The organism is Photorhabdus caribbeanensis (assembly GCF_018448885.1).
GTDB lineage: Bacteria > Pseudomonadota > Gammaproteobacteria > Enterobacterales > Enterobacteriaceae > Photorhabdus > Photorhabdus caribbeanensis.
In genome coordinates, this window is the sequence record NZ_RCWB01000003.1 from 16,340 (window position 1) to 43,287 (window position 26,948).

Here is a 26,948-nt window from a genome sequence, read left to right on the forward strand (position 1 = left end):
GTTGATTCAAGTACGGGTGCTCAGTACTTCATTGTCTTACAAACTACCCGGTTGACGTGGCGGATTACGGCCTGACATATTGGTCGTCGCGCTGCGAATATCCCGACCAATGACATCAATACTCGCCTGAAATGGCGGGAATGGCAGAGTAATGCCGTGTTCGCGGAATCCTTGCAAAATAAGCTGATGGACTTCATGGCGGACAGGCATTCGATGCCCCATTTCAGCAGCATAAATACGTAATTCAAATATCTGAATACCGTGTTGAAGATCAACCAGATAGGCTTCAGGCGCCGGGTTATCAAGGATCAGAGTGCTGCGTTTAGCGGCGGTTAACAGGATTTGCGTAACCTCTTCACAGCTAGCTTCTGCCGGTGCAGGAATTGTCAGCACGACACGAGTGATGGTGTCAGATAATGACCAGTTAATAAACTGTTCAGTAATAAAGGCTTTGTTAGGAACGATGATCTCTTTTCTATCCCAGTCCGAAAGGGTTGTTGCTCGTGTATTGATCTTGGTGATGCTGCCGGTCAGGTTGCGGATAGTCACGGTATCGCCGATACGGATCGGTTTTTCAAACAATATCATCAGGCCGGAAACAATATTGGCGAAGATCTCCTGTAAGCCAAACCCTAATCCAACCCCTAATGCAGCAACAAGCCATTGTAATTTTGACCATTCAATACCAATCAGAGAGAAACCTACCAGACCACCAATCAAAGTAATGGTGTATTTGGTGAGTGTAGTGATGGCAAAGCCGGTACCGGGTGTAAGTTCCAAATGCTGTAGTAAGGCCAACTCAAGCAGTGCGGGCAGGTTACGCACCAGTTGAGTGGTGATAATAATCACCAAGATAGCAATCAAGACAGAACCTACGGTGATGGGTTGAACAGTTTCTACATTGTTTATTGTCGTGGTGACATCCCACAGTCGGATATTTTCTAGAAATGAGAAAGCGGAATGAAGTTCTGACCACAGCCAAATGAGTGAAACCAAGGCAAGCAGAGTCAGAATTGAACGGACCAATCCCAATGACTGAGCGCTGATGGCATCCAGATCAATAATGGGTTCCTCAACTTCGATGGCACCTTCGATACTGCTTGAACCCGTTGAGTCATCCTCGCTTTTGGCTCGTTGAGCCAGAATTTCTGCCCGTCGTTGTTTTGCCCGGTCAAAGGCAATACGGCGTCGCTGAATCAGCATCCAACGCCGGATGATATGGTAAACAACCAGCAGGAAGAACCAGATAGCAACGGAAGTTTCTAAACGCCCCAGCAATGCTTGTGATGTGCTGAAATATCCCAGTATGGAAGCTAGCGCTGCGACTATCGGCGCAGAGAGTAAAATCCACCAGAGAGCGGTATTGATAACATTTTCGCCGGAGCCATTTTTATCCAGATAGAGCGGGATTTTTGCCCGTTTCAAGCTATGAGTGATCAGGCTTAAGGAGACGCACAAGATGAGAAAGCAGAGCCTGCCGAGTGTGGAAGCAAATTCTCGATCACTGTAATGTTCAAAAGTTATCAATGCCATGACCAACGGCACAATGGCAAAGATAGATAGCTGGTAGAATCGTAATGCCCGTTTGACGCGCTCTTCCGGCCAACGGAAATGGGCAATGAATAATCCATTTGGATGGGCGAACGTGGCACTCAGCATGAAGATCCATAAAACAGGGGTTGTCGCACTGACGCCATAACCGATAGCGGTCGCCATAGGGTACTGCCAGGCGCTTTGCAACCCATAGCCAATTGCGGACCAGAGCATCGGCAAAGGTAACGCGACAACAACCGACCAGAATACGGTACGTAAAGTGAGGGAAAAGTGATCATGGGTGACTTTGCCGATACGGTTACTCGCGCGTTCAAGGAATGCGTAATAATGGCGGAGAGAGCCGATGCTGAATACAACCAGGAATAGCGTGCCAAATAAGTACAGCAGCGTATCCTGAGTGGTCAGCATGACGAGTAGGGCGCCGCTTAACTGAGAGAAAGTATCCAGCGATAATAGACGGGTCAGATCCTGTACAACACTGATTGGGTAATTGAGCGAAACAGGATTAACATCCGCGACCCAGAATAGATAACGGTGTGTGGCTTCTTTAACTTCTGTTAGCGCATCATTTAGCTGACTGGTAGCGACTTTCAGTTTGGTCAATTCAAGGATTTCACTGTCATAGCCAGATAATAATGAATTGAGTAATTCTTTGCGGGTGCGGGTAAGAGAATCATAAATCCGCTCTTGTTCGGCAGTTAACGCAACGTTGCTTTGCTGTACGGGTTTTGTCTCTTTTTGTAACTGATCCAGCATGTCTTCGTATTTCAGACGATCGACCCTGAATTTGACAATATTCCGATCAAGTTGCTGTGGTTTAGACATGTCAGGCAAGCGGGCAAGCTGAGTTTGGAGCGCTTCTCCAAGCGTTGTGGAGCCACCGAGCCATTGTGCTTGTTCACGAATGGTATTCAATGCTTGCCGGACCTGAATGATATCACTGGCGGCTTGTCGTTGCTTTGAGCCGATGATATTCATTCGCTGTGCTTGCTGATTTAATTCCTGAGATAAATTCCGGTTCAGTTGTAATTCATCAAGCAGAAATTTTGGCAGCTGATCACTCTGTTCCGCCAGCATCTCGGTATGTTCTAAGGCTAATTCTGCTTTTTGCTGGCGTTGTGCATTAAGTTGGCTGCGGAGTTGTTGCAGCTCAAGATCAAGTCGATGATAGCGCTTTTTGAACAGTTCAACCCGCATACGGGAAATTTCCTGCCGATTGTTAGCGGAAAGTTGAGCTATTTCAAGTTCATTGACTGTTGCTTTGTGGGCATTGACTTCGGCTTGAGCTAAGGCAAATTGAGCCTCTGCTAATGGAGTGGATGGTGTTCCTAACGATTGCAGGCGAGAGGATGCATCAGTTAGCAGGCGTTGCGCTTCTGATTGTTGTTGCGGTAATAGTACGAGAGAGTCGCTGATTTCCCGTCCTTTGTCCTGCTCTTGCTGTAATTGTCCTGCTTGTTCTAGCAACCGACTGCTGACCTGAATGATCTGTTGCTCAATGTTTGCAATGGGTTGGTTAGCGGGAATTGGACGAGGAGTATCACTTTCAGAGAGTAGTTTTTGACGAAGTTCTTTCGTGATTTTAGGAAAATCATCAATGGTGGTCTGATATTTCTGTGTTCTGTCATTAGCAGATTTAGTATCAGCAATCCAATTGAGAGCGCCTTGTAACGCCTGAGCAACTTCTGCATCCTGCGGGTTTTTGCTGGATTCGATTTGTTTCAGTTCTTGTTTGAGCTGGTTCTCATCAAGTGGAATCGCAGCAAAAACCGGGCTAATAATGATCAGGCTAAGCAGTAAGCTGATAATCAGGCGCACGATAAAGGGCTCTCCTTGGAAAGGGGTTAGCTTATGTTGTCAGTAGGTTCTTCGGACAAAATAGCTTGGGCTAACAGTTCACCCATGCGGGTTGTTGAGCCACTGCTTAAATGCCCAGCTAACTGTATCTGATTTGGTGCAAACAGGTTAATGACGGTAGAACCCAATTTGAAACGCCCCATTTCTTCACCTTTCTTGAAAGAAATTGCGCCAGTTGCGCCGGCTTCGGGGTAAGTCCAGCGTTTGATAATGCCTTCCCGTGGTGGTGTAACCGTACCACACCAAGCCATTTCAATACTGCCGACGATAGTTGCACCAACCAGAATCTGTATCATTGGCCCAAATTGAGTGTCAAACAGACAGATGACTCTTTCATTACGAGCGAACAGATTTGGCACGTTGGCGGCAGTCAATGGATTGACAGAGAATAGATCACCAGGGACATAGATCATCTCTTTCAGTAATCCATCGCAAGGCATGTGTACACGGTGATAATCTTTAGGTGATAAGTAAGTCGTTACAAACTGCCCATCACGGAATATCTCGGCTAACTGGTGATTACCGGCGAGTAGAGCTTCAAGCGTGTAGTGGTGCCCTTTGGCTTGAAGGAGCTGGTATGTCCGGATATTGCCTAACTGACTGATAGTACCATCAGCAGGTAGCGCTAATTGGTGTTCATTGCTGACAACTGGGCGAATATCATCTTTTAATGGGCGGATAAAGAACTCATTGAATGTGGTGTATGCTGAAAACTCAGGCGCTTTCGCTTCATTCATATCCACTTTATAAACACGGGCAAACGCTTTGACTGCCAGTTGAGTTAACCAGCCAGCTTTTTTGTTGGCAAACCAGCCCGCCAGGTGAGTTATTCCCTGTTTAGGCAGTAAATAATGCAACCTGATTTTAATGTTATCCAGCACGTCAACCTCTTGGATTCTATTGGCAAAATTAGACAAAAGGGGGTATTGTACCCGCCCTTTCATTTAATGTCAGTTAGCTATCGTGATCTGTAAAAGTTTTGCGTGGTTTAATTTGATCCATACTGTCGAGAATACGGTGATAATTCTCAAAGCGTTCTTGAGTTATTTCGTTATCTTCCACTGCTTTCCGTAACGCACACTCCGGATCGTCCCGATGTTTACAGTCACGGAATTTACAACCACCCAGATAATCACGGAATTCGATAAAACCCTGAGTTATCTGCTCCGGTGTTAAATGCCACAGGCCAAACTCCCGAACACCAGGAGAATCAATAACATCACCGCCATGTGGAAAATGATAAAGACGGGATGTTGTTGTGGTGTGTTGACCTAAACCGGAGACATCTGAAACTTGATTGACCAGAATTTCTGCTTCATCTTCTGGCAGGAGTGTATTGAGTAAACTTGATTTACCTACACCAGACTGACCGGCAAAAATAGTGATTCGACCTGCAAGTATCTTCGTTAATTCTTCCATACCTTCGCCAGTATAGTTTGAGAGCTTCAATACTCTGTAACCAATGTTGTGGTATGTGGACATGATTTCGTTGACCCATTCACGGCTTTCTTCGTCCAGCAGATCAATTTTATTCAATACGATCAATGGCTCAATGCCCAGTGTTTCACAGGCGACAAGGTAGCGATCGATAATATTGAGTGACAATTCAGGAAGAATGGCTGACACGATCACTATCTGGTCAATATTGGAGGCGATAGGTTTGATACCATCATAATAGTCAGGCCGCGTAAGTACGGAAGTACGTCCGTGAACAGCTTCAACAATACCATTTACTTTAACATCGGCTTGTGTTTGCAGCGCAGGACGCCATACCACCCGATCGCCAGTTACTAATGAGCGGATAGTTCTGCGAATATTACAACGTTGTATAGAACCGTCTGCTGCCTCGACATCAGCATGTTGGCCGAAACGGCTGATAACAAGCCCTTCCTGAGGTTCACCTAACTGGCTATCATCCATTTCAGGTTTATTATCCTGTTTTTTCAACCTGCGTTGATGATTTGCCTGTACCCGCCGTTGCTGGCCTTTGGATAGTTTATGCTTAGCCACCGAACCTCACTTGTTCCACATTTATACCCGTCATCTTTCAAGTTGCCTCTTTGTTGGCTGCACTCACTCACCCCGGTCACATAGTTAGCTATGCTCCCGGGGATTCGCTCCCTTGCCGTCGCGATGCATCTTGAAATCCATAGGGTATATCGCTGTTATTACTTAAAAGCGCTATGATACACCATTAATAAGAACTATCTCTCCAATCTAGGATATAACATGTCAAAAAGTGAGCACAATCTTATCTGGATAGATCTGGAAATGACGGGTTTAGATCCAGAGCGGGATCGCATTATTGAGATTGCGACAATTGTCACCGATGCGAATTTAAATATCTTGGCGGAAGGGCCGGTCATTGCGGTTCATCAGTCTGATGAACAACTTGCTCTGATGGATAAATGGAATGTGCGTACCCATACGGGGAGTGGGCTGGTTGAACGTGTTAAAGCAAGTAAAATTGATGAGCGTGAGGCAGAGAAGGCGACGATTGAATTTTTGGAGAAATGGGTTCCGGCAGGTGCTTCCCCTATTTGTGGTAACAGCGTGAGTCAGGATCGGCGTTTCTTGTTTCGTTATATGCCAGAATTGGAGGCTTATTTTCATTACCGCTACTTGGATGTCAGCACACTTAAAGAATTAGCCCGTCGCTGGAAGCCGGAAATCCTTACTGGGTTTAAGAAACAGAATACTCATCAGGCGCTGGATGATATCCGTGAATCAGTTGCTGAGTTAGCCTATTATCGGGAACACTTTATTCAACTGTGAGTTAAAGAGTGTTATTTTCTGTTGGTATGATAACGCCAACTCGGCGTGGCGATTAATTAACCTGTGTTGGCGTTTAAATCGTCATTTGACCGAAAAGTTTGTTTTTTTGCGTTGAAAGGCTTGCGGGCGCAACGATTTTTCGTATAATGCGCACCCCATACCGATGATGAATTTCACAAGGTATGGATGGCATACTAAAAGATATGCGGGAATAGCTCAGTTGGTAGAGCACGACCTTGCCAAGGTCGGGGTCGCGAGTTCGAGTCTCGTTTCCCGCTCCAAATTTTGGTTTGGAATCAGTATGTTGTTTCTGGTTATTGTTAGCCAGCCAGTGACGCGGGAATAGCTCAGTTGGTAGAGCACAACCTTGCCAAGGTTGGGGTCGCGAGTTCGAGTCTCGTTTCCCGCTCCAAGTTTAGATTCGCAATTGATTTCTTGGGATTAGTCTATTATTTCAGGTTATCACCAGTCAGTAATGCGGGAATAGCTCAGTTGGTAGAGCACGACCTTGCCAAGGTCGGGGTCGCGAGTTCGAGTCTCGTTTCCCGCTCCAAGCCTCAGAATTTAGGCAGTCAATAAAGTATAAAAATGATTTGAAATCAAAGTATTAGAATTTTATTGATCTAAGGATGCCATTCACATCTCCTTAATTAACCTCAGCTTCGTTTAAAAATAGCGATATCACAATCCTGTAAATTCAAGCTCGGTTTTTTAGGTTGGAATGTATAAGCAATTAGGCCAGCGACGATTTCCAATAAAAAACCGAGCTGACTGCGGTGTCTTGAATGCGCTATCTGAGAAATATTTTTAAGCTGATCCATGATCGTTTCTATCAAAAATCGCTTTCTTAACATCAGCTTATCTCAGAGAGATAATGCTTTTCCCTTCATGTTATTACGGACATGAGTGATTAACGTTATTCCTTCTGCTTCCAGTTCATCGCACAAAGCCTGCGACAAATACCCTTTATCGCCATATAAACATCCGGTTAACCCTTGTACCCACGCTTTGACGGGGTGGCGATCATCCTGATTTCCTGAGGTCAACTTCACCGCCAGAAGTTCACCACAATCATTGATAACCAGATAAAGTTTAAAGCCATAAAACCAGCCGGTACTGGTTTTCCCTCGCTGTGCGACGCCCTGAAATACGCGATGGCGGGGAATTATGGAGAGTGTGGCAAACGGCAATTTGGGTTGAATCAATAAAAGCGATCCGCTGGGTTTCAGCCTTGCGTGACGAAAGAAAAGCACAGAGAGGAATGAGTGCCCTTTGCTTCAAGGTTAGCATCCGGGCGTAACTGACCAACCGGGGATCGGTCTTAAGATAGTGTTTGACATGCTGAATATAAAACGTTTTAAAATCACGATAATGGCTCATGTGGAATAAAATGAGGAGCGTTATCACTTCACTGAGAGAAAGGGAAGCCTCGCGGCGACGTTTGAGCAAGCCATTTTCAATTAACTGTTGATGCCAGAGAGGAATAAATTTTTGACAAAAGTTATCGACGCAGCAGTAAAGTTCTTCTAAATTAAACATACCTGAGGATCTCCACGATTTTGTTTTCTTTGACAAAAACTTTGATCGTGCCTCAGGCACTTAGTTCCCTTCTTAAGCAAACCTTAGGTTAATTACTATGTACTTTAAGTACATCACTTTTCCAAATAAGTATATCGTTATGTTACCTGTACTTGTTCTTATACCTAGTCCATGCATTGTCTTCCCTTGCCCGGTTTAGGCTCTTGATATTTTCCGAACTACACATTTGAAATATTAAAGATTAGCGAGGCTTATCATTACGAATGAACCGCATGGCGTTAAATTATGGCATTTTCGCTTTTACTGACAGGGGAAACCCAGAGGTGGGTTCTTTAAGTCTCCGTTTAGCAAGAGCTGAATGAACATCCACACGTGCTTTAACTCCTGCTAACACGTGGGCTGTTACCTATACAGCAGAGAGCGTTATATTATTAGCTTAATAAGTTTGTGAGTGTTGAAAACATAAAAATTATTCATATAAATCCTGAATATTATTTTTACCAAAAAACTCAGCTAATTGATATAAAGCATTAGAAGAGAGCTCTTGAGTAAATAAAAGGGAAAGATTGGTTTTTGCTCTTGAACAAGAAACATAAAATAGGTTTCTATTGTTTTCATAAGTATCTTGTTTATCTATAGGCACATTACTTGTCCTCGACCAAGTTAAAAATTTATCCCAATTATACTTATTCCAACCTCTACCTAAAACAATCAAAACATTTTCATATTCCTCTCCTTTGACGCCATGTTGTGTACTAAATGGTGTTAAGTTATCAATATAATTAAGCGCATTAATCACTTCTTGATAATTAATTACAGACATGTTTTTATATGTTTTTTGATTTGTTGATAGTTCTGTTTCATTTAAATCCAATTGTGATTTTATTAAAGTATGTGTTTGTTCTAATTCATCTGGCAATTTAGGGAATGGAACAGGTTGATTTATAAGTGTATCTATAACATCAAAAATAGTTTTTTCTCTTGATTCTAATAACAATTGCAAATAGTTATTTAGTTTTTCTTTATCTCTATTGCTTTTCATTGGAGGGGTAAAATAATTATCTTGAATTGCAAACATTTCTCCATATCGTTTATTTTGATATGCTAAAAAAACAGGTTCTAGTACACTAGAGAAAAAATTTATAAATTTATTATTCTTTTTTAATAAATCATCTGGATATTTAAAGCACTTTAATAAATTGTGGTAACTACCATATTTAGAAATAATGTTATTTGTTAACAATAAAATTTTTGTATTTTCTGTATCATCAAAATTCCAATTTAATTTTTCTTTTATCATTTCTAAAGCATTAGTCGCTTCTTGTTCAGGTAAGTCATTAGTCCAATGTCCTCCACCAGTACCATCACGTCTTTTTCCGTTAAAACTATTAGTATGAAAAATATTGATTATTCCAGATCTATTATTATTACCAAGTTGTTCTAAGTCTGGCCTTATCTTATTTAAAATATTTATAATCAATCCATTAGAACGAAAATTAGATTTTTTATCGATTTTAGTTATGTATGATGATTTTATTTCACCTATACCATCATCATATATTTTTTGCCATGAATCCCCATAAAAACCTATTGTGGGTGATATTCTATTGCTTTCTATTTCAGATATTAGAGCTTCTACTAAATACTTATTGGTATCCTGATATTCATCAATTAAGATAAAAGGATAGGCAGATCTTAATATAATTCGAAATTTTTCTCTTTTTAAAAGAAGTGTAGAAAAAGAAATAATATCATCATGATGTAAAATAATTGATTTATTTTTAGGGTCAACAATTCTATTTGCCATGATAGTATATTGAATAGAGTAATCTTTTATATTTTCAATACTCCAGGAAGAAGGGAAATTACTATCATTCAAAGTGGCATATTTTAAATCCCAACGTTTTTTCCAATCCGGGGAATTAATAACGTAATGTTTAAGTTCTTTTTGAAAGGGTTGAATTACTGACCAAAAAAAACTATGAATTGTATTGACTAAAACTATAGGGTTAAATTTTATTTTGCTTTCAATATTATCCTTTGCCCTGTTGGTATATGTTATACATGCTATTTTTTTTCCAGTTCTTTTATATTCATTTTCATTATTTTCTATAAGAAATTTTAATGTTTTAATCAGTGCGTATGTTTTTCCTGCACCGGCTCCAGCTTCCAATACAAAGGATTCATGTTGAGTTATCTTTTTATAAACTTCTTCTTGAGCTTTTTGAGCTGCAATTTCGGCATCAGTCATAGTCATGATGAGCTCCTTGTTGTTCTAACCAGGTCAGACCTTCTTTAATATATTTTGGAATATTCCAGGTATCTTTTTTGAATGCATATTCAAAAGCTAAGGCGATTTTTTTCTTACTATTTAAATTCTGTGTTTTATTCCAGATTATTTCTTCTAATTTTACAACATCTGTTTCGTTAATATTTAATAAATCCAAGTTAGCAAGCATTAAGGCAGATTCAAAGCTACGACCGCATGGTAAATCCTCTTTTTCTGGAATTTGATAAGTTATTTTTTTATATCCATTTATTTTCTCTTCTGGTTTACATTTAATTAGCGAATTTGGTGAATAATCATTATTTTTTAGTGTGGTATTATCTTTAAACCAATTTTTTATACAGGGGTTTGAAGTGCTTTTTCCTTTACTGACACAACAAGTTTTGTCGGAACCCTCAATAGCAGAATCAATTGAATCTAAGTCGGTAATAATTAATGTTGGAATTTTTAAAAAATCTATTAAATTATAAAAAATATTTGCATGTGCTCCACCAACTTCTAAAGTAGCAATATATTGACTTGACAGAAAACTTTGTTTTTTTTCTTCTTCAAAAATCTTGACCAATTTGGGAAATAAAATTCTTTCTGTGCTTCCTTCAACTAAAACCAGTTTATCGGCAAAAAATAAATTGCAGACTGTTAGTGTTAAATATTGCCTTAGGAAATTAAGGTTTTCAGATGAATCAGAAAAACGACTTAAATCTTTAATAATTGTTTTTCTGTTTATATTTGTATCGTTAACAGATTTAAAATAACGAATGTTTTGAAAGTTTTCTTTATTGGCAATATGAGGTGAATGTGTTGTAATTACAAATTGCACGGGCCATTTTTCGTTATTTAAATACGTTTTTTCTAATTCTTCTTTATAGGAAAACAACATTTTTATAAATGTTTCTTGCATTTGAGGATGAAAATAAGCTTCAGGCTCTTCTATAAAAATAATATTTATATCGGAATGTTTGTCATTAAATTTATGATCTTGTATATATTCAACTAATTTAATGCTGATAAGTAACAAATTTCTCCTACCCAATCCATTATAATGTTCTGGTAATTTCATTCCGCAATTACCCTGCAAGTAATTCATACTTAGGTGAGGGGAAAAATTATCAATATTTAACTGTACGTCAACGGCAATCTTTTCTATATGATCAGAACCTAGAAAAGCGATTTTTGGGATCATTTTGTCTATTTCTTGTTGAGAAATTTCAGTTAATTCCCCTTGTCTAATATTAAGTTCTTTTGCTAAATCACTTTTCGATTTCTCTGATTCAGGTCTTTTAGTTATCAAAGATTTTATGACACTACCAATAGAATCTTTTTCGCTGCTTTGATAATCACCTAAAGAACGTTGAGCTGAAATAAAATAACCACATATTAAACTTGATAATTTACTAAAGTCTAATGATCTTATATCTGATTTGTCATTAGGATTAACAGTAATAATGCTCCATGAATAATATTTTTGAATTAATTCAGATAATGAATCTAGAAAGGTAGTCTTAGCTTCTTTATCCTGTGTTGCAATGTTTTTTAGATTACTTATAAACTCCAGTAAGTTATCAGAACTAGGAATATTATATGAGGCTTTTATTTTTGCTAATGTTGTTCCTGCTTCAATATCAATAAGAAAAGGTAACAAAGAAACAGGATAGTCATCTTGGTTATCAGAATAGTCAATCACTAAGTCGATAGTAATTTGAGGGAATTTTCGTGACATAGAAAGAATTCTATCAACAGATATTTCTTTTTGACAGAAAGCTATTTTCTTAAATATTTCGATGCAGCTAATAGAAAAATCACATAAAGTTAATTTTTTAGGTGTTTTATCAGAAAAGACATAGCCTAGCAGATGGGTAAAAGAAGTTTTTCCACTATTATTTCTACCTACAATTAAAGTAATATTTTTCTCTAACTTAACAGAAATATCTTCCAATAAACGGAAGTTTTTCACTGAAATTTCCGATAAATACACTATTTGCACTCCTTTATCTATTTTATCTTACTGATAATCCTCTCAACTACTTTTGGAGTAGTCTCCACAATCTTAGCGATATTTTCAATAGAAATGTTTTTATCAAGAAATACTGTTAACATTGACGCTTCTAATTTTTATCTTCTTTTTATTCTAATCTGGCTTTTTCTTTAGCCTAGTTTTTTACCGGTTGATCTCTTATTACAAATCAGGATACCTCCGATGACGAGAGCACCGCCGATGAACATTGGGAATGTTAATTTTTCGTCTAATAGTACTGCTCCGAGCAATACCGCGGTCAAAGGGTTAAGTGCAATGAATACACCGGAGCGAGTGGAACCAATTCTTTGGATTCCGTCGTAATACCAGATGTAGGCCACCGCTGAACCTACTACGCCAAGATAAAGTAAGCTGGAGAGATCAGTCATGGATAATGCATGTATTGCAGATAAACTCATTTGACCTGTTAAAATGGTCGTTACCGCTAGCATGATAGCGCCTGCCAGGATGGAGTATGTAACGGTATGTAGCGGGCCGATTTGGTTCACAATGTTCTTGCAGAAGACGCTATAAGCAACCCAGCTTAAAACACAGCCAAAGATTAAAGTGTCACCTAACCAGTTACCTTCTTCTCCAATCGTCAGTTGTGGCGTTTTGCTAAAAATTACGATCATTGCTCCGAGCAGACAAAGAATAATTCCCAGTATTTTCAGTGACGATTGTCTTTCCTTATAAAAGAAATATGAAAAAATCGCCATTACTGCTGGATTTAGTGCCACGATAAGTGAAGCTCTGGAGGCGGTTGTGTGATGCAGACCATAAAAGAAAAAAAGGTTGTAGGCGTATATTCCGCAGAGGCCCAGTCCAATGATTTTCAATAGTTGGGATAGATTAATCTTGACGAACATTTTTCCTGATAAAACGAGGAAGATAATGAGCGTTATGCCCGCAAGAATAAATCTGAGGCTTGCTGATAACAAGGGTGGTGTCTCGACAGAAATGTATCGACCTGCAACAAATGTTCCGCCCCAGATGATAGCCACAAGAGACAGCTTGATATAGGTTGAGTAGTTGTTGATCGACTGCGTTGATGCGTGGTTGCTTTTCATGTTTGTCAATGTCGCAATTTATAGAGTGGAAGATGCTTTCAAGGCGGCGTATTCCATAGTCTGGTCCAATATTTCACGTTGAGCGCGGCTACCTCCCAATAATGACCATTTCTCATGGCTGAGACGGAGTTTATTTAGGCACTCCTCATAGTGCCTGGATGTAAATAATAAAATCGCTTTAAGGACGTCTATCCCTGTGGAATGTGTGTCTGGTTCGATGCCAAATCCATCGCTTTCTGCGATTAACTTTTCAATAAGAAGAGACTGATTTGTCGCAGAAAAAGCAAGTGCTGCATGTATCTTGTGGAAGTAAGAGGTGGAGGCGCTGATGCTGCCTGTCCAAAGAACGGCAAGGCGCTCCCATATTGGTTGGAAGCTAGCGTCAGCAGATTTGAGTCTGAGTTGCCACAAGAATTCTACGGCGTCCAAATCTTGTTTAGCAAATGGATTGTCTTTTAGCGCATATAATTCATCAAAAGCTTGCAGTGCCAGCGTGATCTCATCGGATCGTTCATACGCAATGGCGAGATGCCAGTATACATGCATTCCCATTCCGGCGTTGGTGATCCAATGTTCTTTGCAGTTGGTCAGGAAGTGACAAAGTTCTTTCCAGCGACCTAGCTCATGCAGGGCATGTGCGACGGCATGAATGCCATAGATATTGTCCGGCATTAATTTAACAGATTTAAAACCAACCTCTAGGGCATCATCAAAACATTGAGCTTCACAAAGGACGAATGATTTTATGGAAAGATAATATGGATAGAGGTAGTGAGTGCTAACAATATGTTCGTCACAATAAGGCAGAAGAGACCGAAGGTTGGTTGTTTTGCCAGTGCAGAAATCAAGCATGTGTATAAAGAAGATCGCGACAATATCCGATGGGTATGCTCGAATATGTTGGGTCAGAAGCGATCTCGCGTTCTCGTAATCAAATTTTACCCATGCGCTAAATGCTTTATGGATAAGGCAAAGCTCGGGGAGAGAGAGGTCGTGCTCGTTCATTTGAGTTAATGTGATTTTAAATTTATAAAGTTCTTTCATCTCGCAAGAGGTAATTGCATCAAATCCCATCAGGAGTTTTTTGTAGGTTCGCTGAGTGTCATTCATTGGCATGAATTCGTCTGAAAATCCACGGAGGGATAAAAACGTGCTGTTTATCTCCGGCCATATGGAAGATGAACCATCAGAAGACCATTGGTAACTCATAAAATCCCCTTTTTTAATTAATTATGGTTTGGAAACTCTGTTGAGCGTTCGGCGAGCATACCTCGCCTACTGTTTTATATCCGCATTGCATATACTTATTCAGATGTATGATCATGCGGAAATGAGTGATTACTCAAGGGGGGGAGATAATGACTTTAACTCAGCTCGAAATTTTTGCTGTTGTTGCCGAACGGAAGGGCTTTACCTTAGCGGCGGCCCAGCTCAAGATCTCTCAGTCTGGGGTTTCCCATGCCATCAGACTCCTTGAACAGGAGCTTGGCGTAGAGCTACTGCATCGGCATCAAGGAGTTGTCGAACTGACAGATATTGGGGAAAGTTTGCTTCAAAAAGCCCAAGCTATTCTTGGCTTGGCTGAGACCATGCAGCAGGAGGCAGCAGATGCACGGGGAATGAAGCGAGGTACGTTGCGAGTCGGCTCGTTTGGCCCGACTTCATCCTTGTGGCTGTTGCCAACGATATTGGCTGATTATCGCAGGCTTTACCCCGGAATTGAGGTCCATATTGATGAGGGACCAGACAGGCAGGTTGTGCAGTGGCTTATGGATAGGCGAGTAGATGTGGGATTTGTGACATTGCCGGAAGATCAATTCGACACTTACCCGATTCTTGAAGATCAGATGGTGGCTTTGTTACCGATAGATCATCCTTTGGTATTACAGGATTCGGTAACGTTGAAGGATCTGTGTGTTGGACCATTCGCATTGACAGAAGCCGGATCGGCTGAACTGGTTTCCAGGCTTTTTTTATCGGCAAAGTTGCAACCTAATATTCGTTATCGGACGTCTCAATTGTTAAGTACTTTGGCTGCGGTTGAACGCGGGGATGCGGTGACAATTGTTGCCGAGTCATCTCTGCCGCTGGCTCGTGATGTTCACTATGTCAAAAAAGCGCTGAATCCAAAAGTGAAACGACATGTCGGGTTGGCTGTGTTTGATGAACGTCAATCGTCACCGGCCGCTAAAGCATTTATCGCATTGGCGACTAAAAAGTTTCGCGTGATGGGTTCTTCGGCTGTCTCCTTGGCTTTCAGGGAGCTCGTTGACCTGAGGCCATGAGGCTTCAGGTCGGTTTGCTTAATACTGATAATCAACTTTGATCATATTGTAATGGGACGGGTAAACGGGGTAAGTACCTCCGTTGAGAACCCCGCTAATTCTAAAGGAACCTTTGGCATCATGGCCGCTAAAGGCATTTGTGGTGCTATTGAGGGCACCGGAGACATCCAGGCATTGCGATGGAGTGGATGAATATCGTGGGGTGTAACAAACGTTGAAAGTCTGAGTTGTCGCACCATTGCTATATAAACCGATATTCCAAGATACTGTCGTGATAGTTGCCCTTGTCGGTACCGAAGAGGGCGTGGTAAAGAAATTTGAGTTGGTGTAGCCAGCAGCATAAACATTTGGGGCACGGCTCGTTTGTGACCACATGCTGGTAGTGGCAAAGGCGATCTGAGCCGTGGTTAATGCTAGAAAACCTACTGCAATTTTGGTAAATCTTTTCATTCTTCAATCCTCATTGCTAGTGAGTTATCTTACTGTTATTTGCATTCAATAGCGGTGCGACATCCAATATGGTTGGCGCACATGAAAATTGCTTGCTTATTGGTTCCTCATGGTTATTCAGATCCTCCTTGATCACGAAAAAGAATCTCACTGCAATGACAGTGGATCAAGTGAAGGCTTTGGCTGAATGTCTGAATCTGTGCTCTGGCTTAACCGATATTGTGTGATGTTTATGTCTAAAGGGGTATTGTTTGGTTGTAAACTCTCTGTATTTCTCGGCATCACCAAGTCTTGTATTCCGATTGTGTTTAGCTCATCGTGTGATATTTATAGGGGGTAAAGAAAGTACTATTCTTTAATTGCAAAATATTTTTTCAACTTCTGCTTGCCAAACGTTTTTTGGTAGTACATAATGCACTCCTTTCGTCAGTGAGGTATGGGAAAAATATCTGTTGAATCAATGAATTAGATGATATTCAAAGAATTTATCTCCCGCTCCAAGTTTCTTCCTCAGTAGTTGTGCTCACTTATTTTAGATTTGATTTTTGGGTTATATCTTCATAGTACAGATTTCAATTTTTTATCCACAGCTCGGAAGCTGGTTTCTCAGTAAATAAGTATGATGCTTTAAAATTATCACACAGACTTATCCACAGGCTGTCGCGTCTGAATTTTTCTGATTTTGAATGTTATAAAATGAGTATTCCTTTTGTAACTCGTTGATAGTTTTTCGGAATGATCCTTTGTTAAGAAATGACATATTGATCACTTGCGCTTTTTTTGAGCATTGATCAGCAAGGGGTTTTTATTTTATTCACAGGAAAATTATCTGAATCTTTTTATACGTTATAAAGATGGCTAATAATTAAGCATCTCTGGGTAAGCCTTTGGTTATTGCTCTAATAAGTCGTTTCTGTTGTGGTGTTTGTACATTAATAGTATTCGTTTTACGGCGAATGACTTGCTGTTCAATAGCCCAATGAATATGTTCATCTAGCATGGTGTTCAATCCAAGTTTCTGTTGCAGAGCTAGAACGATATCGTACTGATACGGTGCGTTTCCTAAAGCAACAGTAATATTACGTAGCCAACGTAAATAGCCGATGCGGCGAATTGCAGAACCTTCCGTTATTCGTAGGAATTTCTCTTCATTCCAATTGAACAAATCCAATAGCTTTGGTGTATGTAATGTTGCACGAGGGCTGAAATCATCTTCATCTGTCAATTGGGAAAAACGATTCCAAGGACAAATAATCTGGCAGTCATCACAACCGTAAATACGATTTCCCATCAGTGGACGAAATTCCTCAGGAATAGTGCCTTCTAATTCAATCGTGAGGTAGGAAATACAACGGCGGGCATCAATAGTATAAGGGGCGATAATTGCACCAGTTGGGCAGGTTGTCATGCAGGCGACACAGCGTCCACATTGCTCTGCTTGTGGAGGATCTATCGGCAGGGGAAGATTAATCAGCAATTCCCCGAGGAAAAACCATGAACCAGCCTCTCTATTAAGGATAAGTGAGTGTTTACCGACCCAGCCTAATCCGGCTTTGGCGGCGAGTGGGCGTTCCATTATAGGTGCTGAATCAACAAAAGGTCGAAAATTAAAGACTCCCTGATATTCGAAGTCGTGGCAATAGTTTTGGATTTGTTCCCCGAGTTTCTTAAGACGTTGGCGTAGTAATTTGTGATAATCTCTTCCCAAGGCATAACGACTGATATAACCGAGTTCAGAATCGTTTAGCGTGCTGGCGAAAGAAGCTTTAGCAGGGAGGTAATTCATTCCTACACTAATAACTCTCAATGTCCCCGGCAAAAGTTCGTTTGGGCGGGCACGCATCATGCCGTGGCGTTTCATCCATGCCATCTCACCGTGATATTGTTTATCCAGCCATTCTTGAAGTTTTGGCTCTTCTACTGATAAATCAGTATCACAAATGCCAACTTGTTGGAAACCAAGAGAAAGACCCCATTGTTTGATGTTGGCGGCTAAAAGATTAAGATCGAGAGGCGTTGTCATGATGGAAATCGGTTTATACTGCAAGGCGTTGCAGTATAGCATAATTTGTTTCAGGCCAAAAATAGTGGGTTTGATAATGAAACTGAGCAGAAGATGTTAAATGTTGATAATAGAGGTGTGTTAGGGTTATCGTTTTAGCTGATGAATTAATAAAACAACAGATATTATTCGATGAAAGAACTTGTTTTATCACTTAAAGATGAAAATGCGACAGTTTCTCTTGGAAGCGCGGTTGCTGCTGCTTGTAATAGTGGTAGTGTAATTTATTTGTATGGCGATTTGGGGGCTGGTAAGACTACGTTTAGCCGTGGTTTTTTGCAGTTCTTAGGTCATAAAGGACATGTAAAAAGCCCAACTTATACTTTGGTTGAGCCTTATGCTTTAACTCCGATGTCGGTTTACCATTTCGATCTTTACCGATTGGCAGATCCAGAAGAGTTGGAATTTATGGGAATACGTGATTATTTCCATCAAGATGCCATTTGTCTGGTGGAATGGCCTCAGCAAGGAGAAGGCGTATTACCGGACGCAGATATTGAATTACATTTGAGTTACCAGCCAGAAGGGCGACAGGCACATTTTATTGCTTTGTCTAAATATGGCGAGAGCTTGTTAGATAATTTGAAATATTTATAAGAGATCACCTGACCATGACGCGTCCTTTAGTCGCAAAAATGATAAAGAAATGGCAAGTCAGTTTTATGGTAATGGGCTGGCTGTTTATTACGATAAGCAGTTTAGTGGCAACAACTGCAACAGCGGCGACTTTATCCAATATTCACGTCAGTAACAGCATAAATGAATCTAAAGTGACGATGGTTTTTTCAGGTGGTCGCCCTAATTACAGTTTTTTTCCATTGCATTCGCCAGAGCGTTTAGTGGTAGATATCCATCAATCAGAAAAAATTGTTGGTTTACCCATGAATCTACCGGGGCAGGATTTAGTGATGAAAATCCGTTCCAGCCAGTCACCTGATCGACAAAAAAAACGAATTGTATTTGAACTAAATAATAAAGTTAAAGTCAATTCTATAGTACAGCAGTCGGGTAGTGAATATCGGGTGATTTTTACCCTGCGGGCTTCTGGGGTATCGACAGGTAAGTCTGTTTTTAGAGAGAGTTCACAAGCAGCTACAAGTAAGCCATTACTTACTAACAACAAATTGCAGACGACAAAGCAGACTGCTTTGCAAGCAACTTCTAAGGGCAGCCAGCGAGTAGTTGTCGCTATTGATGCAGGACATGGTGGTCAAGATCCCGGTGCGATTGGGCAACGTGGATTGAAAGAGAAGAATGTGACTATCAGTGTAGCGCGCAAACTTGAAGCATTGTTACGCAATGATCCTATGTTCAAACCCGTTTTGACCCGTAACGGAGACTATTTTATTTCTGTTGCTGGTCGTTCTGAGGTTGCGCGTAAACATAGCGCGAATATGCTGGTTTCTATTCATGCAGATGCTGCCCCTAATCGTAGTGCGCGTGGCGCTTCTGTCTGGGTGTTGTCAAACAAGCGTGCAAACAGTGAGTTGGGTAATTGGCTTGAGCAGCATGAGAAACAGTCTGAGTTATTGGGTGGTGCAGGGGATGCATTGGCAAATGGTACTGACCCCTATTTAAGCCAGGCGGTGCTGGATCTGCAATTTGGTCACTCCCAACGGGTAGGTTATAACGTTGCAGTAAAGGTTTTAGGTGAGTTGCGAAAAGTCGGTTTATTACATAAACGTTCGCCAGAACATGCCAGCTTAGGTGTGTTGCGCTCACCGGATATTCCTTCAATTTTAGTGGAAACGGGATTTATCAGTAACTCAGCAGAAGAAGTACTGCTTGGTTCCAATGATTTTCAGGATAAGCTAGCAAGTGCTATCCATCGGGGGTTGCGCAACTATTTTCTAGCGAATCCATTACAGGCGGCACCTAAAACCGCCAAGAAGTAAAGGTTAAATATGGCGATCAAGATCCTACCTCCTCAATTAGCAAACCAAATTGCGGCTGGCGAAGTCGTAGAACGTCCAGCATCAGTAGTAAAAGAGTTGGTGGAGAATAGCCTTGATGCTGGCGCTAGCCGTATTGATATTGAAATTGAGCGCGGTGGGGTAAAACTTATTCGTGTCCGAGATAATGGCTGTGGCATTAACCATCAAGATCTTGCGCTAGCGTTGGCTCGTCATGCAACCAGTAAGATTGCCACACTCGATGATTTGGAAGCTATTATTAGTATGGGATTCCGTGGGGAGGCGCTGGCGAGTATCAGCTCAGTTTCGCGTCTGACATTGACTTCCCGTACGGAAGAACAGCATGAAGCTTGGCAAGCCTACGCGGAAGGGCGGGATATGGCGGTGACGGTGAAGCCGGCGGCACACCCAGTAGGCAGTACTGTCGAAGTGCTGGATCTGTTTTATAACACACCGGCGCGGCGCAAATTTTTGCGGACAGAAAAAACGGAATTTGGTCATATTGATGAAGTTGTCAGACGTATTGCATTGGCGCGTCTGGATGTATTAATCAATTTGCATCATAACGGTAAATTAGTGCGCCAATACCGGCCAGCGAAAGATGAATCACAATACGAGCGGCGGTTAGCCTCCATTTGCGGTACCGCTTTTATGCAACGGGCGCTTTCTCTTTCCTGGCAGCATGACGATTTATCGATCAAAGGATGGGTGGTTGACCCGATGAATCCTGAGGCGAGTGGAGATATTCAATATTGTTATGTAAACGGACGTATGATGCGTGATCGCTTAATTAATCATGCTATCCGTCAGGCTTATCAAGATTTGCTCCGAGGAGAACAACAGCCTGCTTATGTTTTATATTTGGAGGTTGATCCGCATCAGGTGGATGTGAATGTGCATCCCGCGAAGCATGAAGTTCGTTTCCACCAAGCCCGTTTGGTACATGATTTTATCTATCAAGGTGTAACGGCCGTATTAAAACAGCGAGGAAGCGGCGCTGAATTAGATTTGGCTTGCTGTGAACCTGCTCCGGCATGGGAGCCGGAAAACCGTCCGTCAGCAGGGGAAAATCATTTTTCCCGGCAAAGTAATGCCACACCCACGACAACATCGTCACCGCAAGAGGTTTTGTCAAGTAAAGGGAGTGCAGGGGGTTCTCGCGGCGGTGAAAATCGCCAATATCATGGAGACCATTATCAGAAACGTCAGGGTGAGGTGTATCAGAAGCTGATGCAGTCTGTTCCCGGAGCTGAAGAAAAAAGAGAGCTGTTTCCGGCAAGAATCGCTCCGGTTATGGCAGAAAAGGTTACTTCGGTACCTGTTCAGGTTAAAAATAGCAGCCATAGTTTTGGTAAGGTATTGAGTATATATTCATCGTGCTATGCTCTGATTGAATCTCCATTGGGAATTGGGTTGTTATCTTTGCTGGTAGCTGAACGCTGGTTAAGGCGAGCACAGTTAACACCAACAGAGCAAGGGCTGAAATCGCAGCCGCTGTTGATACCGTTGAAACTCGCTTTAAGTAAAGAGGAAGCTGACGCTTTAAATCGCTATAGTGACTTATTGGGTTCTTTTGGTATTGAAGCCTCTATATCTCATGGAAAAGCGACACTACGTGCGGTATCGTTACCACTACGTCAACAAAATCTGCCTAAATTAATTCCTGAGTTGCTAGGTTATTTAGCACAACAGCCATCAGCATCGACAGAACAGGTTGTAACTTGGCTTGCTCGTCATATCGGCAGTGAATATGAAACATGGAATGTTGCGCAGGCGGTACAGTTATTAGCTGATGTTGAGCGTCTTTGCCCACAACTGGTAAAATCTCCACCAGATGGGTTATTACAATTAATTGATTTACAAGCAGTGGTGGCATCTCTTACTCATGAGTGATCAGAAAACTCAACATCTACCAACGGCAATTTTTGTTATGGGGCCGACGGCTTCAGGCAAAACAGCGTTATCTATCGCTTTACGCCAGCATCTTCCAGTGGAACTGGTCAGTGTTGATTCTGCGCTGATTTATCGTGGAATGGATATTGGCACCGCTAAACCAACAACCGAAGAGCAAGCGTTGGCGCCTCATCGTTTAATCGATATTCTGGACCCTTCTCAACCTTATTCGGCTGCTGATTTCCGTCGCGATGCATTGGAGGAAATGGCAGAAATTACCGCCTCTGGTCGTATTCCTCTGTTGGTTGGAGGAACGATGCTCTATTTCAAGGCGTTACTTGAAGGTTTATCGCCTTTGCCTTCTGCTGATCCCGTTATTCGGGTGCAAATAGAACAACAAGCGGCAGAACAGGGATGGGATGCATTGCATCAGCAATTACAAAAGATTGATCCGGTAGCAGCGTTAAGAATTCATCCTAATGATCCACAGAGGCTTTCTCGGGCACTGGAAGTTTTTCTTATTTCGGGTAAGACTCTCACAGAACTGACTAAATTATCAGGAGAATCGCTGCCTTATCATGTTCATCAATTTGCTATTGCGCCGGTGAAACGTGAGATTCTTCATCAACGCATTGAAGCGCGTTTTCATCAAATGCTTGAATCAGGGTTTGAAGAGGAAGTTAAAGCACTTTATGCTCGTCATGATTTGCATGTGGATTTACCTTCTATTCGTTGTGTTGGTTATCGTCAGATGTGGTCTTATCTTTCCGGCGAAATTGACTATGATGAAATGATTTATCGTGGTATTTGTGCGACGCGCCAGTTGGCAAAGCGTCAGATAACTTGGCTCAGAGGTTGGAAGTCGGTTCATTGGTTGGATAGTTCTCAACCAGAGCAAGCTTTAAGCACAGTTATGCAGGTTGTTAGTGCATAGGTTTATTGATTGTGTACAATTGATGAGTACCAAAGCGCAATTTTTGAGTAGTTCATTTTTTCGAACCTTTAGGTTCTTAGTTAAAAACAACAAAATAAGGAAAATATAGAATGGCTAAGGGGCAATCTTTGCAAGATCCGTTCCTGAACGCATTGCGGCGTGAAAGGGTCCCGGTTTCTATTTATTTGGTCAACGGCATCAAATTGCAGGGTCAGATTGAATCTTTTGACCAGTTTGTCATTTTACTGAAGAATACAGTTAGCCAGATGGTTTATAAACATGCCATCTCTACTGTTGTACCTTCCCGCCCAGTTTCTCATCACAGTAGCAATACGAGTGTAGGGGCGAGCGTAGGTAATTATCATTCTGGTGGCGTTTCTGCTCCGGCAGCACAACAGGAAAGTGATGGTACTGAATAAGCTTGAGAGCAGTAATAGAATGAAGAAAAACATAGGTAGGGGGTTTTACCTATGTTTTTTCCTGTAGTTTTTTACTCAGCCTGAGAGGTCGCACCTTTGTTTGAACGTTATGAAGGCGGCGAACAAGCCGTTGTGGTGCATGTTTTTTTCTCGCAGGATAAAGACACAGATAATCTCAGTGAGTTTGAATCACTGGTAACTTCTGCTGGTGTAGTTCCTGTGCAAATTGTCACGGGGAGCAGGAAAGCCCCTCATCCGAAATATTTTGTTGGAGAAGGTAAGGCGGAAGAGATTGCTGAGGCGGTGCAGGCTAGTGGTGCTGATGTTGTGTTGTTTAATCATGCACTCAGCCCTGCACAGGAACGCAATCTTGAGCGGCTCTGTCAGTGTCGAGTTATCGACCGCACCGGTGTGATTCTGGATATTTTTGCCCAGCGGGCGCGGACTCACGAAGGGAAGTTACAGGTAGAGTTGGCGCAGTTACGTCATCTTTCTACCCGTCTTGTCCGGGGATGGACTCACCTTGAACGTCAGAAAGGTGGGATTGGTTTGAGAGGGCCGGGGGAAACGCAGCTTGAGACGGACCGGCGTTTATTACGGGATAAAATCCGTCAGATCCTGAGTCGTCTGAGCCGGGTTGAGAAACAGCGCGAACAGGGGCGTCAAGCGCGAAATAAAGCGGATATACCGACGGTTTCATTGGTGGGATATACCAACGCCGGTAAATCGAGCTTGTTTAATCGCATGACGGCTGCTGAGGTTTATGCGGCTGATCAATTGTTCGCTACGCTGGACCCAACGTTGCGCCGGATTGAAGTTAATGATGTTGGTACGGTGGTGCTGGCTGATACGGTTGGCTTTATTCGCCATTTGCCTCATGATCTGGTGGCGGCATTTAAAGCAACATTGCAAGAAACCCGGCAGGCAACATTGTTGCTGCATATTGTTGATGCTGCGGATAGCCGCATCGACGAAAATATTGCTGCTGTTGACAGCGTACTGGAAGAAATTGAAGCGCATCAAATTCCGGTGCTGTTGGTGATGAATAAGATTGATATGCTGGAAAGCTTCACTCCGCGTATTGATCGCAACGAAGATAACTTACCGGTTAGAGTTTGGTTGTCTGCGCAAACCGGTGAAGGTATCCCGTTATTGTTACAAGCGTTAACTGAGCGTCTTTCGGGTGAAATTGCACACTACGAATTGCATTTGCCGCCGGAAGCAGGCCGTTTACGCAGCCGCTTCTATCAACTGCAAGCCATAGAGAAAGAGTGGATAGAAGAGGACGGTAAAGTTGGTATCGAAGTGAGAATGCCGATTGTTGACTGGCGCCGTCTATGCAAACAAGAACAGGATTTGTTTGATTATGTTGTCTGATGCGCCTGTCAGGTGAATATCAGAAAACTTATGTGATTGAGAGTCGGCTTGTTTATAAGAGGCTCTTGGCCTGAAAAACCAATCATAAAAGAATGGAGCTAAAACATGGCGTGGAATCAGCCCGGAAACAACGGACAAGACCGCGACCCGTGGGGGAGCAGCAATAATAGCGGCAATTCCGGCGGGAACAAAAGTGGTCGAAACCGTGGGGCATCTGATCTCGACGATCTGTTCCGTAAGCTGAGCAGTAAACTCGGGGGTTTTGGTGGGAACAAGGGTGGTAATGGTTCTGACCAAGGGGCAAAATTTGGCGGGCGTATTGTTAGCCTTGTCGCTGCTGCTGTTGTCGTGATCTGGGCCGCTAGCGGTTTTTATACGATTAAAGAAACAGAACGTGGTGTTGTCACCCGGTTGGGTAAGTTTAACCATATTGTGCAGCCAGGTCTAAACTGGAAACCGACATTCATTGATGAAGTTGTTCCAGTTAACGTGGAATCTGTGCGTGAATTGGCAACCGCCGGCGTGATGCTGACATCAGATGAAAGCGTTGTTCGCGTGGAGATGAACGTGCAGTATCGTGTGACTGATCCTGCCGCTTATCTTTACAGCGTGACAAGTCCTGATAATAGCTTGCGTCAGGCAACGGATAGCGCGGTGCGTGGCGTTGTTGGTAAATATACGATGGATAAAATCTTGACGGCAAACCGTATGATTGTCCGTGATGATACTCAGCGCGAGTTGGAAAAGACGATTCTTCCGTATCGAATGGGAATAACCTTGCTGGATGTTAACTTCCAGGCTGCTCGTCCGCCGGAAGAGGTTAAGGCCGCTTTTGACGATGTTATTGCTGCCCGTGAAAATGAACAGCAGTCTATTCGTGAAGCAGAGGCTTATTCGAACGAAGTTTTGCCACGTGCGAAAGGTGATGCGCAACGTATCATTGAAGAGGCGAAAGCGTATAAGGCTCGTGTAGTCTTGGAAGCGCAGGGGGAAGTGGCAAGCTTTGCCAAAATGCTGCCTAGATATAAAGAGGCGCCTGAAATTACCCGTGAGCGTCTGTACATTGAAACGATGGAAAAAGTGTTGAGCCGTACCCGCAAAGTTATTGTTAATGATCACAACAACAATTTGTTGGTATTGCCATTAGAGCAAATGTTACGTGGCGATGCTTCTGGTGTTAAAAAAGAGGGAACTGTGCAAGCAGATAATACAGTAGCTTCTGACCCGCGGGTTACTCGTCCAACTTTGCCTTCAAATTCAGGCCGGGGAGTGAATTATAACCGGACAGATAATCTGCGTAATGACATTATCAGGGTAGGGAGATAATAATCATGCGTAAGTCATTAGTCTTTGTTATTGTCGCGGCATTAGTTGCTCTTTATGCCTCTATATTTATTGTGCAGGAAGGACAGCGTGGCATTGTATTGCGTTTTGGTAAAGTTCTGCGTGATTCGGGAAATAAACCGATTGTTTATGAGCCGGGGCTACATTTCAAAATACCTTTTGTTGAAACGGTAAAAACCTTGGATGCTCGTATTCAGACTATGGATATTCAGGCCGACCGTTTCTTAACCAGTGAAAATAAGGACCTGATAGTCGATTCTTACCTGAAATGGCGGATTAACGATTTCAGCCGTTATTATCTGGCAACCGGTAATGGTGACATTTCTCAAGCAGAAGTATTGTTAAAGCGTAAATTCAGTGACCGTTTGCGTTCTGAGATTGGCCGTAAAGATGTGCGTGGCATCGTAACGGACTCCCGTGGTCAATTGACCACAGATGTTCGTGATGCGCTTAATAAAGGTACAACAGATAAGGAAACTGCGAGTACAACTGAAGCGGATGATGCTATTGCATCAGCGGCGGCTCGTGTAGAACGAGAAACGGCGGATAAACAACTTGCTATCAATCCGAATAGTATGGCGGCATTGGGTATTGAAGTTGTTGATGTGCGTATCAAACAGATCAATTTACCATTGGAAGTTTCAGAAGCGATTTACCAGCGTATGCGCGCTGAGCGTGAAGCGGTAGCTCGTCGTCATCGTTCACAAGGTTTGGAAGAAGCAGAAAAACTGCGTGCAGCAGCAGATAAGCAAGTTATTGAAATCCGTGCAAAAGCGGAGCGTGAAGCGCTGACTTTGCGTGGTTCTGGTGATGCAGAAGCCGCTAAACTGTTTGCTGATGCATTCAGCCAAGCGCCAGATTTCTATGCCTTTATCCGTAGCTTACGTGCTTACGAGAAAAGCTTTAGCGAAGACGGGAAAGATGTTCTGGTATTAAGCCCAGAAGCTGATTTCTTCCGCTATATGAAAGCACCTGAAAAGCGATCAGTTCAGCACTAATAACTAATAGGTGCTGAATCTATACCCTATGGTTTTCAAGGTGTATCGCGACGGCAAGGGAGCGAATCCCCGAGAGCATAGATAACTCTGTTACCGGGGTGAGTGAGTGCAGCCAACAAAGAGGCAACTTGAAAGGCGACGGTTATATAAGTCAGGCCCGCATCCGGCGGGCCTTAT

At 42.3% G+C, this 26,948-nt stretch carries 19 protein-coding genes, 3 tRNA genes and 1 pseudogene; 13 read left to right on the plus strand and 10 right to left on the minus strand.

Annotated elements, in window-relative coordinates:
- Positions 1-36: 36 nt before the first annotated feature.
- The 3 genes from mscM to rsgA form a co-directional block, all read right to left on the minus strand.
- Positions 37-3,372, minus strand: coding sequence for a miniconductance mechanosensitive channel MscM (gene mscM, locus EAE90_RS03310; RefSeq protein ID WP_214052271.1), 3,336 nt, complete (start codon positions 3,370-3,372; stop codon positions 37-39).
- A gap of 26 nt (positions 3,373-3,398) precedes the next feature.
- On the minus strand, positions 3,399-4,292 hold the full coding sequence (gene asd, locus EAE90_RS03315; RefSeq protein WP_214052272.1) for an archaetidylserine decarboxylase: 894 nt from the start codon (positions 4,290-4,292) through the stop codon (positions 3,399-3,401).
- Between the two features lie 73 nt (positions 4,293-4,365).
- On the minus strand, positions 4,366-5,421 hold the full coding sequence (rsgA, locus tag EAE90_RS03320) for a small ribosomal subunit biogenesis GTPase RsgA (protein ID WP_214052273.1): 1,056 nt from the start codon (positions 5,419-5,421) through the stop codon (positions 4,366-4,368).
- Positions 5,422-5,640: 219 nt separating this feature from the next.
- Here rsgA and orn point away from each other — a divergent pair, with 219 nt between their 5' ends.
- The 4 genes from orn to EAE90_RS03340 all read left to right on the plus strand — a co-directional run bounded on the left by orn (position 5,641) and on the right by EAE90_RS03340 (position 6,739).
- Entirely contained in the window at positions 5,641-6,186 is a 546-nt protein-coding gene (gene orn / locus EAE90_RS03325; protein ID WP_214052274.1) for an oligoribonuclease, read from the plus strand.
- A gap of 205 nt (positions 6,187-6,391) precedes the next feature.
- A tRNA-Gly gene (locus EAE90_RS03330) sits at positions 6,392-6,467 on the plus strand.
- Positions 6,468-6,522: 55 nt separating this feature from the next.
- Positions 6,523-6,598: transfer RNA gene (locus EAE90_RS03335), tRNA-Gly, on the plus strand.
- A 65-nt stretch (positions 6,599-6,663) separates the two neighbouring features.
- Positions 6,664-6,739, plus strand: a tRNA-Gly gene (locus tag EAE90_RS03340).
- A gap of 103 nt (positions 6,740-6,842) precedes the next feature.
- Here EAE90_RS03340 and EAE90_RS03345 read toward each other — a convergent pair.
- The 5 genes and pseudogenes from EAE90_RS03345 to EAE90_RS03365 form a co-directional block, all read right to left on the minus strand.
- A pseudogene (locus EAE90_RS03345) lies at positions 6,843-7,725 on the minus strand (IS982 family transposase).
- A 469-nt stretch (positions 7,726-8,194) separates the two neighbouring features.
- Complete coding sequence (locus EAE90_RS03350; RefSeq protein ID WP_214052275.1) at positions 8,195-9,982, minus strand: UvrD-helicase domain-containing protein; 1,788 nt, start codon at positions 9,980-9,982, stop codon at positions 8,195-8,197.
- Entirely contained in the window at positions 9,969-11,996 is a 2,028-nt protein-coding gene (locus EAE90_RS03355; protein WP_339920682.1) for an ATP-dependent nuclease, read from the minus strand. The genes EAE90_RS03350 and EAE90_RS03355 overlap by 14 nt, the downstream gene beginning before the upstream one ends.
- Before the next feature lie 161 nt (positions 11,997-12,157).
- Positions 12,158-13,096, minus strand: a complete 939-nt coding sequence (locus EAE90_RS03360) for a DMT family transporter (protein ID WP_214052277.1) — start codon at positions 13,094-13,096, stop codon at positions 12,158-12,160.
- 18 nt (positions 13,097-13,114) lie between these two features.
- Positions 13,115-14,305, minus strand: a complete 1,191-nt coding sequence (locus tag EAE90_RS03365) for a tetratricopeptide repeat protein (RefSeq protein ID WP_214052278.1) — start codon at positions 14,303-14,305, stop codon at positions 13,115-13,117.
- A gap of 149 nt (positions 14,306-14,454) precedes the next feature.
- Here EAE90_RS03365 and EAE90_RS03370 point away from each other — a divergent pair, with 149 nt between their 5' ends.
- Complete coding sequence (locus EAE90_RS03370; protein ID WP_214052279.1) at positions 14,455-15,381, plus strand: LysR family transcriptional regulator; 927 nt, start codon at positions 14,455-14,457, stop codon at positions 15,379-15,381.
- 18 nt (positions 15,382-15,399) lie between these two features.
- Here the strand turns inward: EAE90_RS03370 and EAE90_RS03375 are convergent, their stop codons facing one another.
- Together EAE90_RS03375 and queG are read right to left on the minus strand one after the other, a co-directional pair.
- Positions 15,400-15,831 carry a flagellar protein FlhE gene (locus EAE90_RS03375; protein WP_214052280.1) on the minus strand — a complete coding sequence of 144 codons (432 nt, stop codon included), beginning with the start codon at positions 15,829-15,831 and terminating at the stop codon, positions 15,400-15,402.
- Positions 15,832-16,696: 865 nt separating this feature from the next.
- The gene (gene queG / locus EAE90_RS03380; protein WP_214052402.1) at positions 16,697-17,854 is read right to left on the minus strand and encodes a tRNA epoxyqueuosine(34) reductase QueG; all 1,158 of its coding nucleotides are present in this window, start codon (positions 17,852-17,854) and stop codon (positions 16,697-16,699) included.
- Positions 17,855-18,025: 171 nt separating this feature from the next.
- On the opposite strand from queG, the gene tsaE reads away from it, so the two are divergent.
- From tsaE to hflC, 8 genes are all read left to right on the plus strand, one after another.
- On the plus strand, positions 18,026-18,490 hold the full coding sequence (tsaE, locus tag EAE90_RS03385) for a tRNA (adenosine(37)-N6)-threonylcarbamoyltransferase complex ATPase subunit type 1 TsaE (RefSeq protein WP_065392147.1): 465 nt from the start codon (positions 18,026-18,028) through the stop codon (positions 18,488-18,490).
- A 14-nt stretch (positions 18,491-18,504) separates the two neighbouring features.
- Positions 18,505-19,788 (plus strand): N-acetylmuramoyl-L-alanine amidase AmiB, encoded by a 1,284-nt coding sequence (amiB, locus tag EAE90_RS03390; protein WP_246550317.1) that lies wholly within the window; start codon positions 18,505-18,507, stop codon positions 19,786-19,788.
- A 9-nt stretch (positions 19,789-19,797) separates the two neighbouring features.
- Positions 19,798-21,699: a DNA mismatch repair endonuclease MutL gene (gene mutL / locus EAE90_RS03395; protein ID WP_214052281.1), complete on the plus strand. Its 1,902-nt coding sequence runs from the start codon at positions 19,798-19,800 to the stop codon at positions 21,697-21,699.
- Positions 21,692-22,633: a tRNA (adenosine(37)-N6)-dimethylallyltransferase MiaA gene (gene miaA / locus EAE90_RS03400; protein WP_214052282.1), complete on the plus strand. Its 942-nt coding sequence runs from the start codon at positions 21,692-21,694 to the stop codon at positions 22,631-22,633. The genes mutL and miaA overlap by 8 nt, the downstream gene beginning before the upstream one ends.
- 110 nt (positions 22,634-22,743) lie before the next feature.
- The gene (gene hfq, locus EAE90_RS03405; RefSeq protein ID WP_011148654.1) at positions 22,744-23,052 is read left to right on the plus strand and encodes an RNA chaperone Hfq; all 309 of its coding nucleotides are present in this window, start codon (positions 22,744-22,746) and stop codon (positions 23,050-23,052) included.
- Between the two features lie 96 nt (positions 23,053-23,148).
- Entirely contained in the window at positions 23,149-24,429 is a 1,281-nt protein-coding gene (hflX, locus tag EAE90_RS03410) for a ribosome rescue GTPase HflX (protein ID WP_214052283.1), read from the plus strand.
- Positions 24,430-24,534: 105 nt separating this feature from the next.
- Positions 24,535-25,755 carry an FtsH protease activity modulator HflK gene (hflK, locus tag EAE90_RS03415; protein ID WP_214052284.1) on the plus strand — a complete coding sequence of 407 codons (1,221 nt, stop codon included), beginning with the start codon at positions 24,535-24,537 and terminating at the stop codon, positions 25,753-25,755.
- 5 nt (positions 25,756-25,760) lie between these two features.
- Positions 25,761-26,771, plus strand: coding sequence for a protease modulator HflC (gene hflC, locus EAE90_RS03420; protein WP_214052285.1), 1,011 nt, complete (start codon positions 25,761-25,763; stop codon positions 26,769-26,771).
- Positions 26,772-26,948 lie beyond the last annotated feature (177 nt).

What these genes read in the sequence shown, in the direction of transcription:
- queG (WP_214052402.1), bottom strand. Translation starts at nt 17,854, where the DNA reads ATGACAACGCCTCTCGATCTTAATCTTTTAGCCGCCAACATCAAACAA.
- miaA (WP_214052282.1), top strand. Translation starts at nt 21,692, where the DNA reads ATGAGTGATCAGAAAACTCAACATCTACCAACGGCAATTTTTGTTATG.
- orn (WP_214052274.1), top strand. Translation starts at nt 5,641, where the DNA reads ATGTCAAAAAGTGAGCACAATCTTATCTGGATAGATCTGGAAATGACG.
- EAE90_RS03370 (WP_214052279.1), top strand. Translation starts at nt 14,455, where the DNA reads ATGACTTTAACTCAGCTCGAAATTTTTGCTGTTGTTGCCGAACGGAAG.
- EAE90_RS03365 (WP_214052278.1), bottom strand. Translation starts at nt 14,305, where the DNA reads ATGAGTTACCAATGGTCTTCTGATGGTTCATCTTCCATATGGCCGGAG.
- mutL (WP_214052281.1), top strand. Translation starts at nt 19,798, where the DNA reads ATGGCGATCAAGATCCTACCTCCTCAATTAGCAAACCAAATTGCGGCT.
- EAE90_RS03360 (WP_214052277.1), bottom strand. Translation starts at nt 13,096, where the DNA reads ATGAAAAGCAACCACGCATCAACGCAGTCGATCAACAACTACTCAACC.
- tsaE (WP_065392147.1), top strand. Translation starts at nt 18,026, where the DNA reads ATGAAAGAACTTGTTTTATCACTTAAAGATGAAAATGCGACAGTTTCT.
- EAE90_RS03375 (WP_214052280.1), bottom strand. Translation starts at nt 15,831, where the DNA reads ATGAAAAGATTTACCAAAATTGCAGTAGGTTTTCTAGCATTAACCACG.
- hflC (WP_214052285.1), top strand. Translation starts at nt 25,761, where the DNA reads ATGCGTAAGTCATTAGTCTTTGTTATTGTCGCGGCATTAGTTGCTCTT.
- hflK (WP_214052284.1), top strand. Translation starts at nt 24,535, where the DNA reads ATGGCGTGGAATCAGCCCGGAAACAACGGACAAGACCGCGACCCGTGG.
- amiB (WP_246550317.1), top strand. Translation starts at nt 18,505, where the DNA reads ATGACGCGTCCTTTAGTCGCAAAAATGATAAAGAAATGGCAAGTCAGT.
- hfq (WP_011148654.1), top strand. Translation starts at nt 22,744, where the DNA reads ATGGCTAAGGGGCAATCTTTGCAAGATCCGTTCCTGAACGCATTGCGG.
- EAE90_RS03350 (WP_214052275.1), bottom strand. Translation starts at nt 9,982, where the DNA reads ATGACTATGACTGATGCCGAAATTGCAGCTCAAAAAGCTCAAGAAGAA.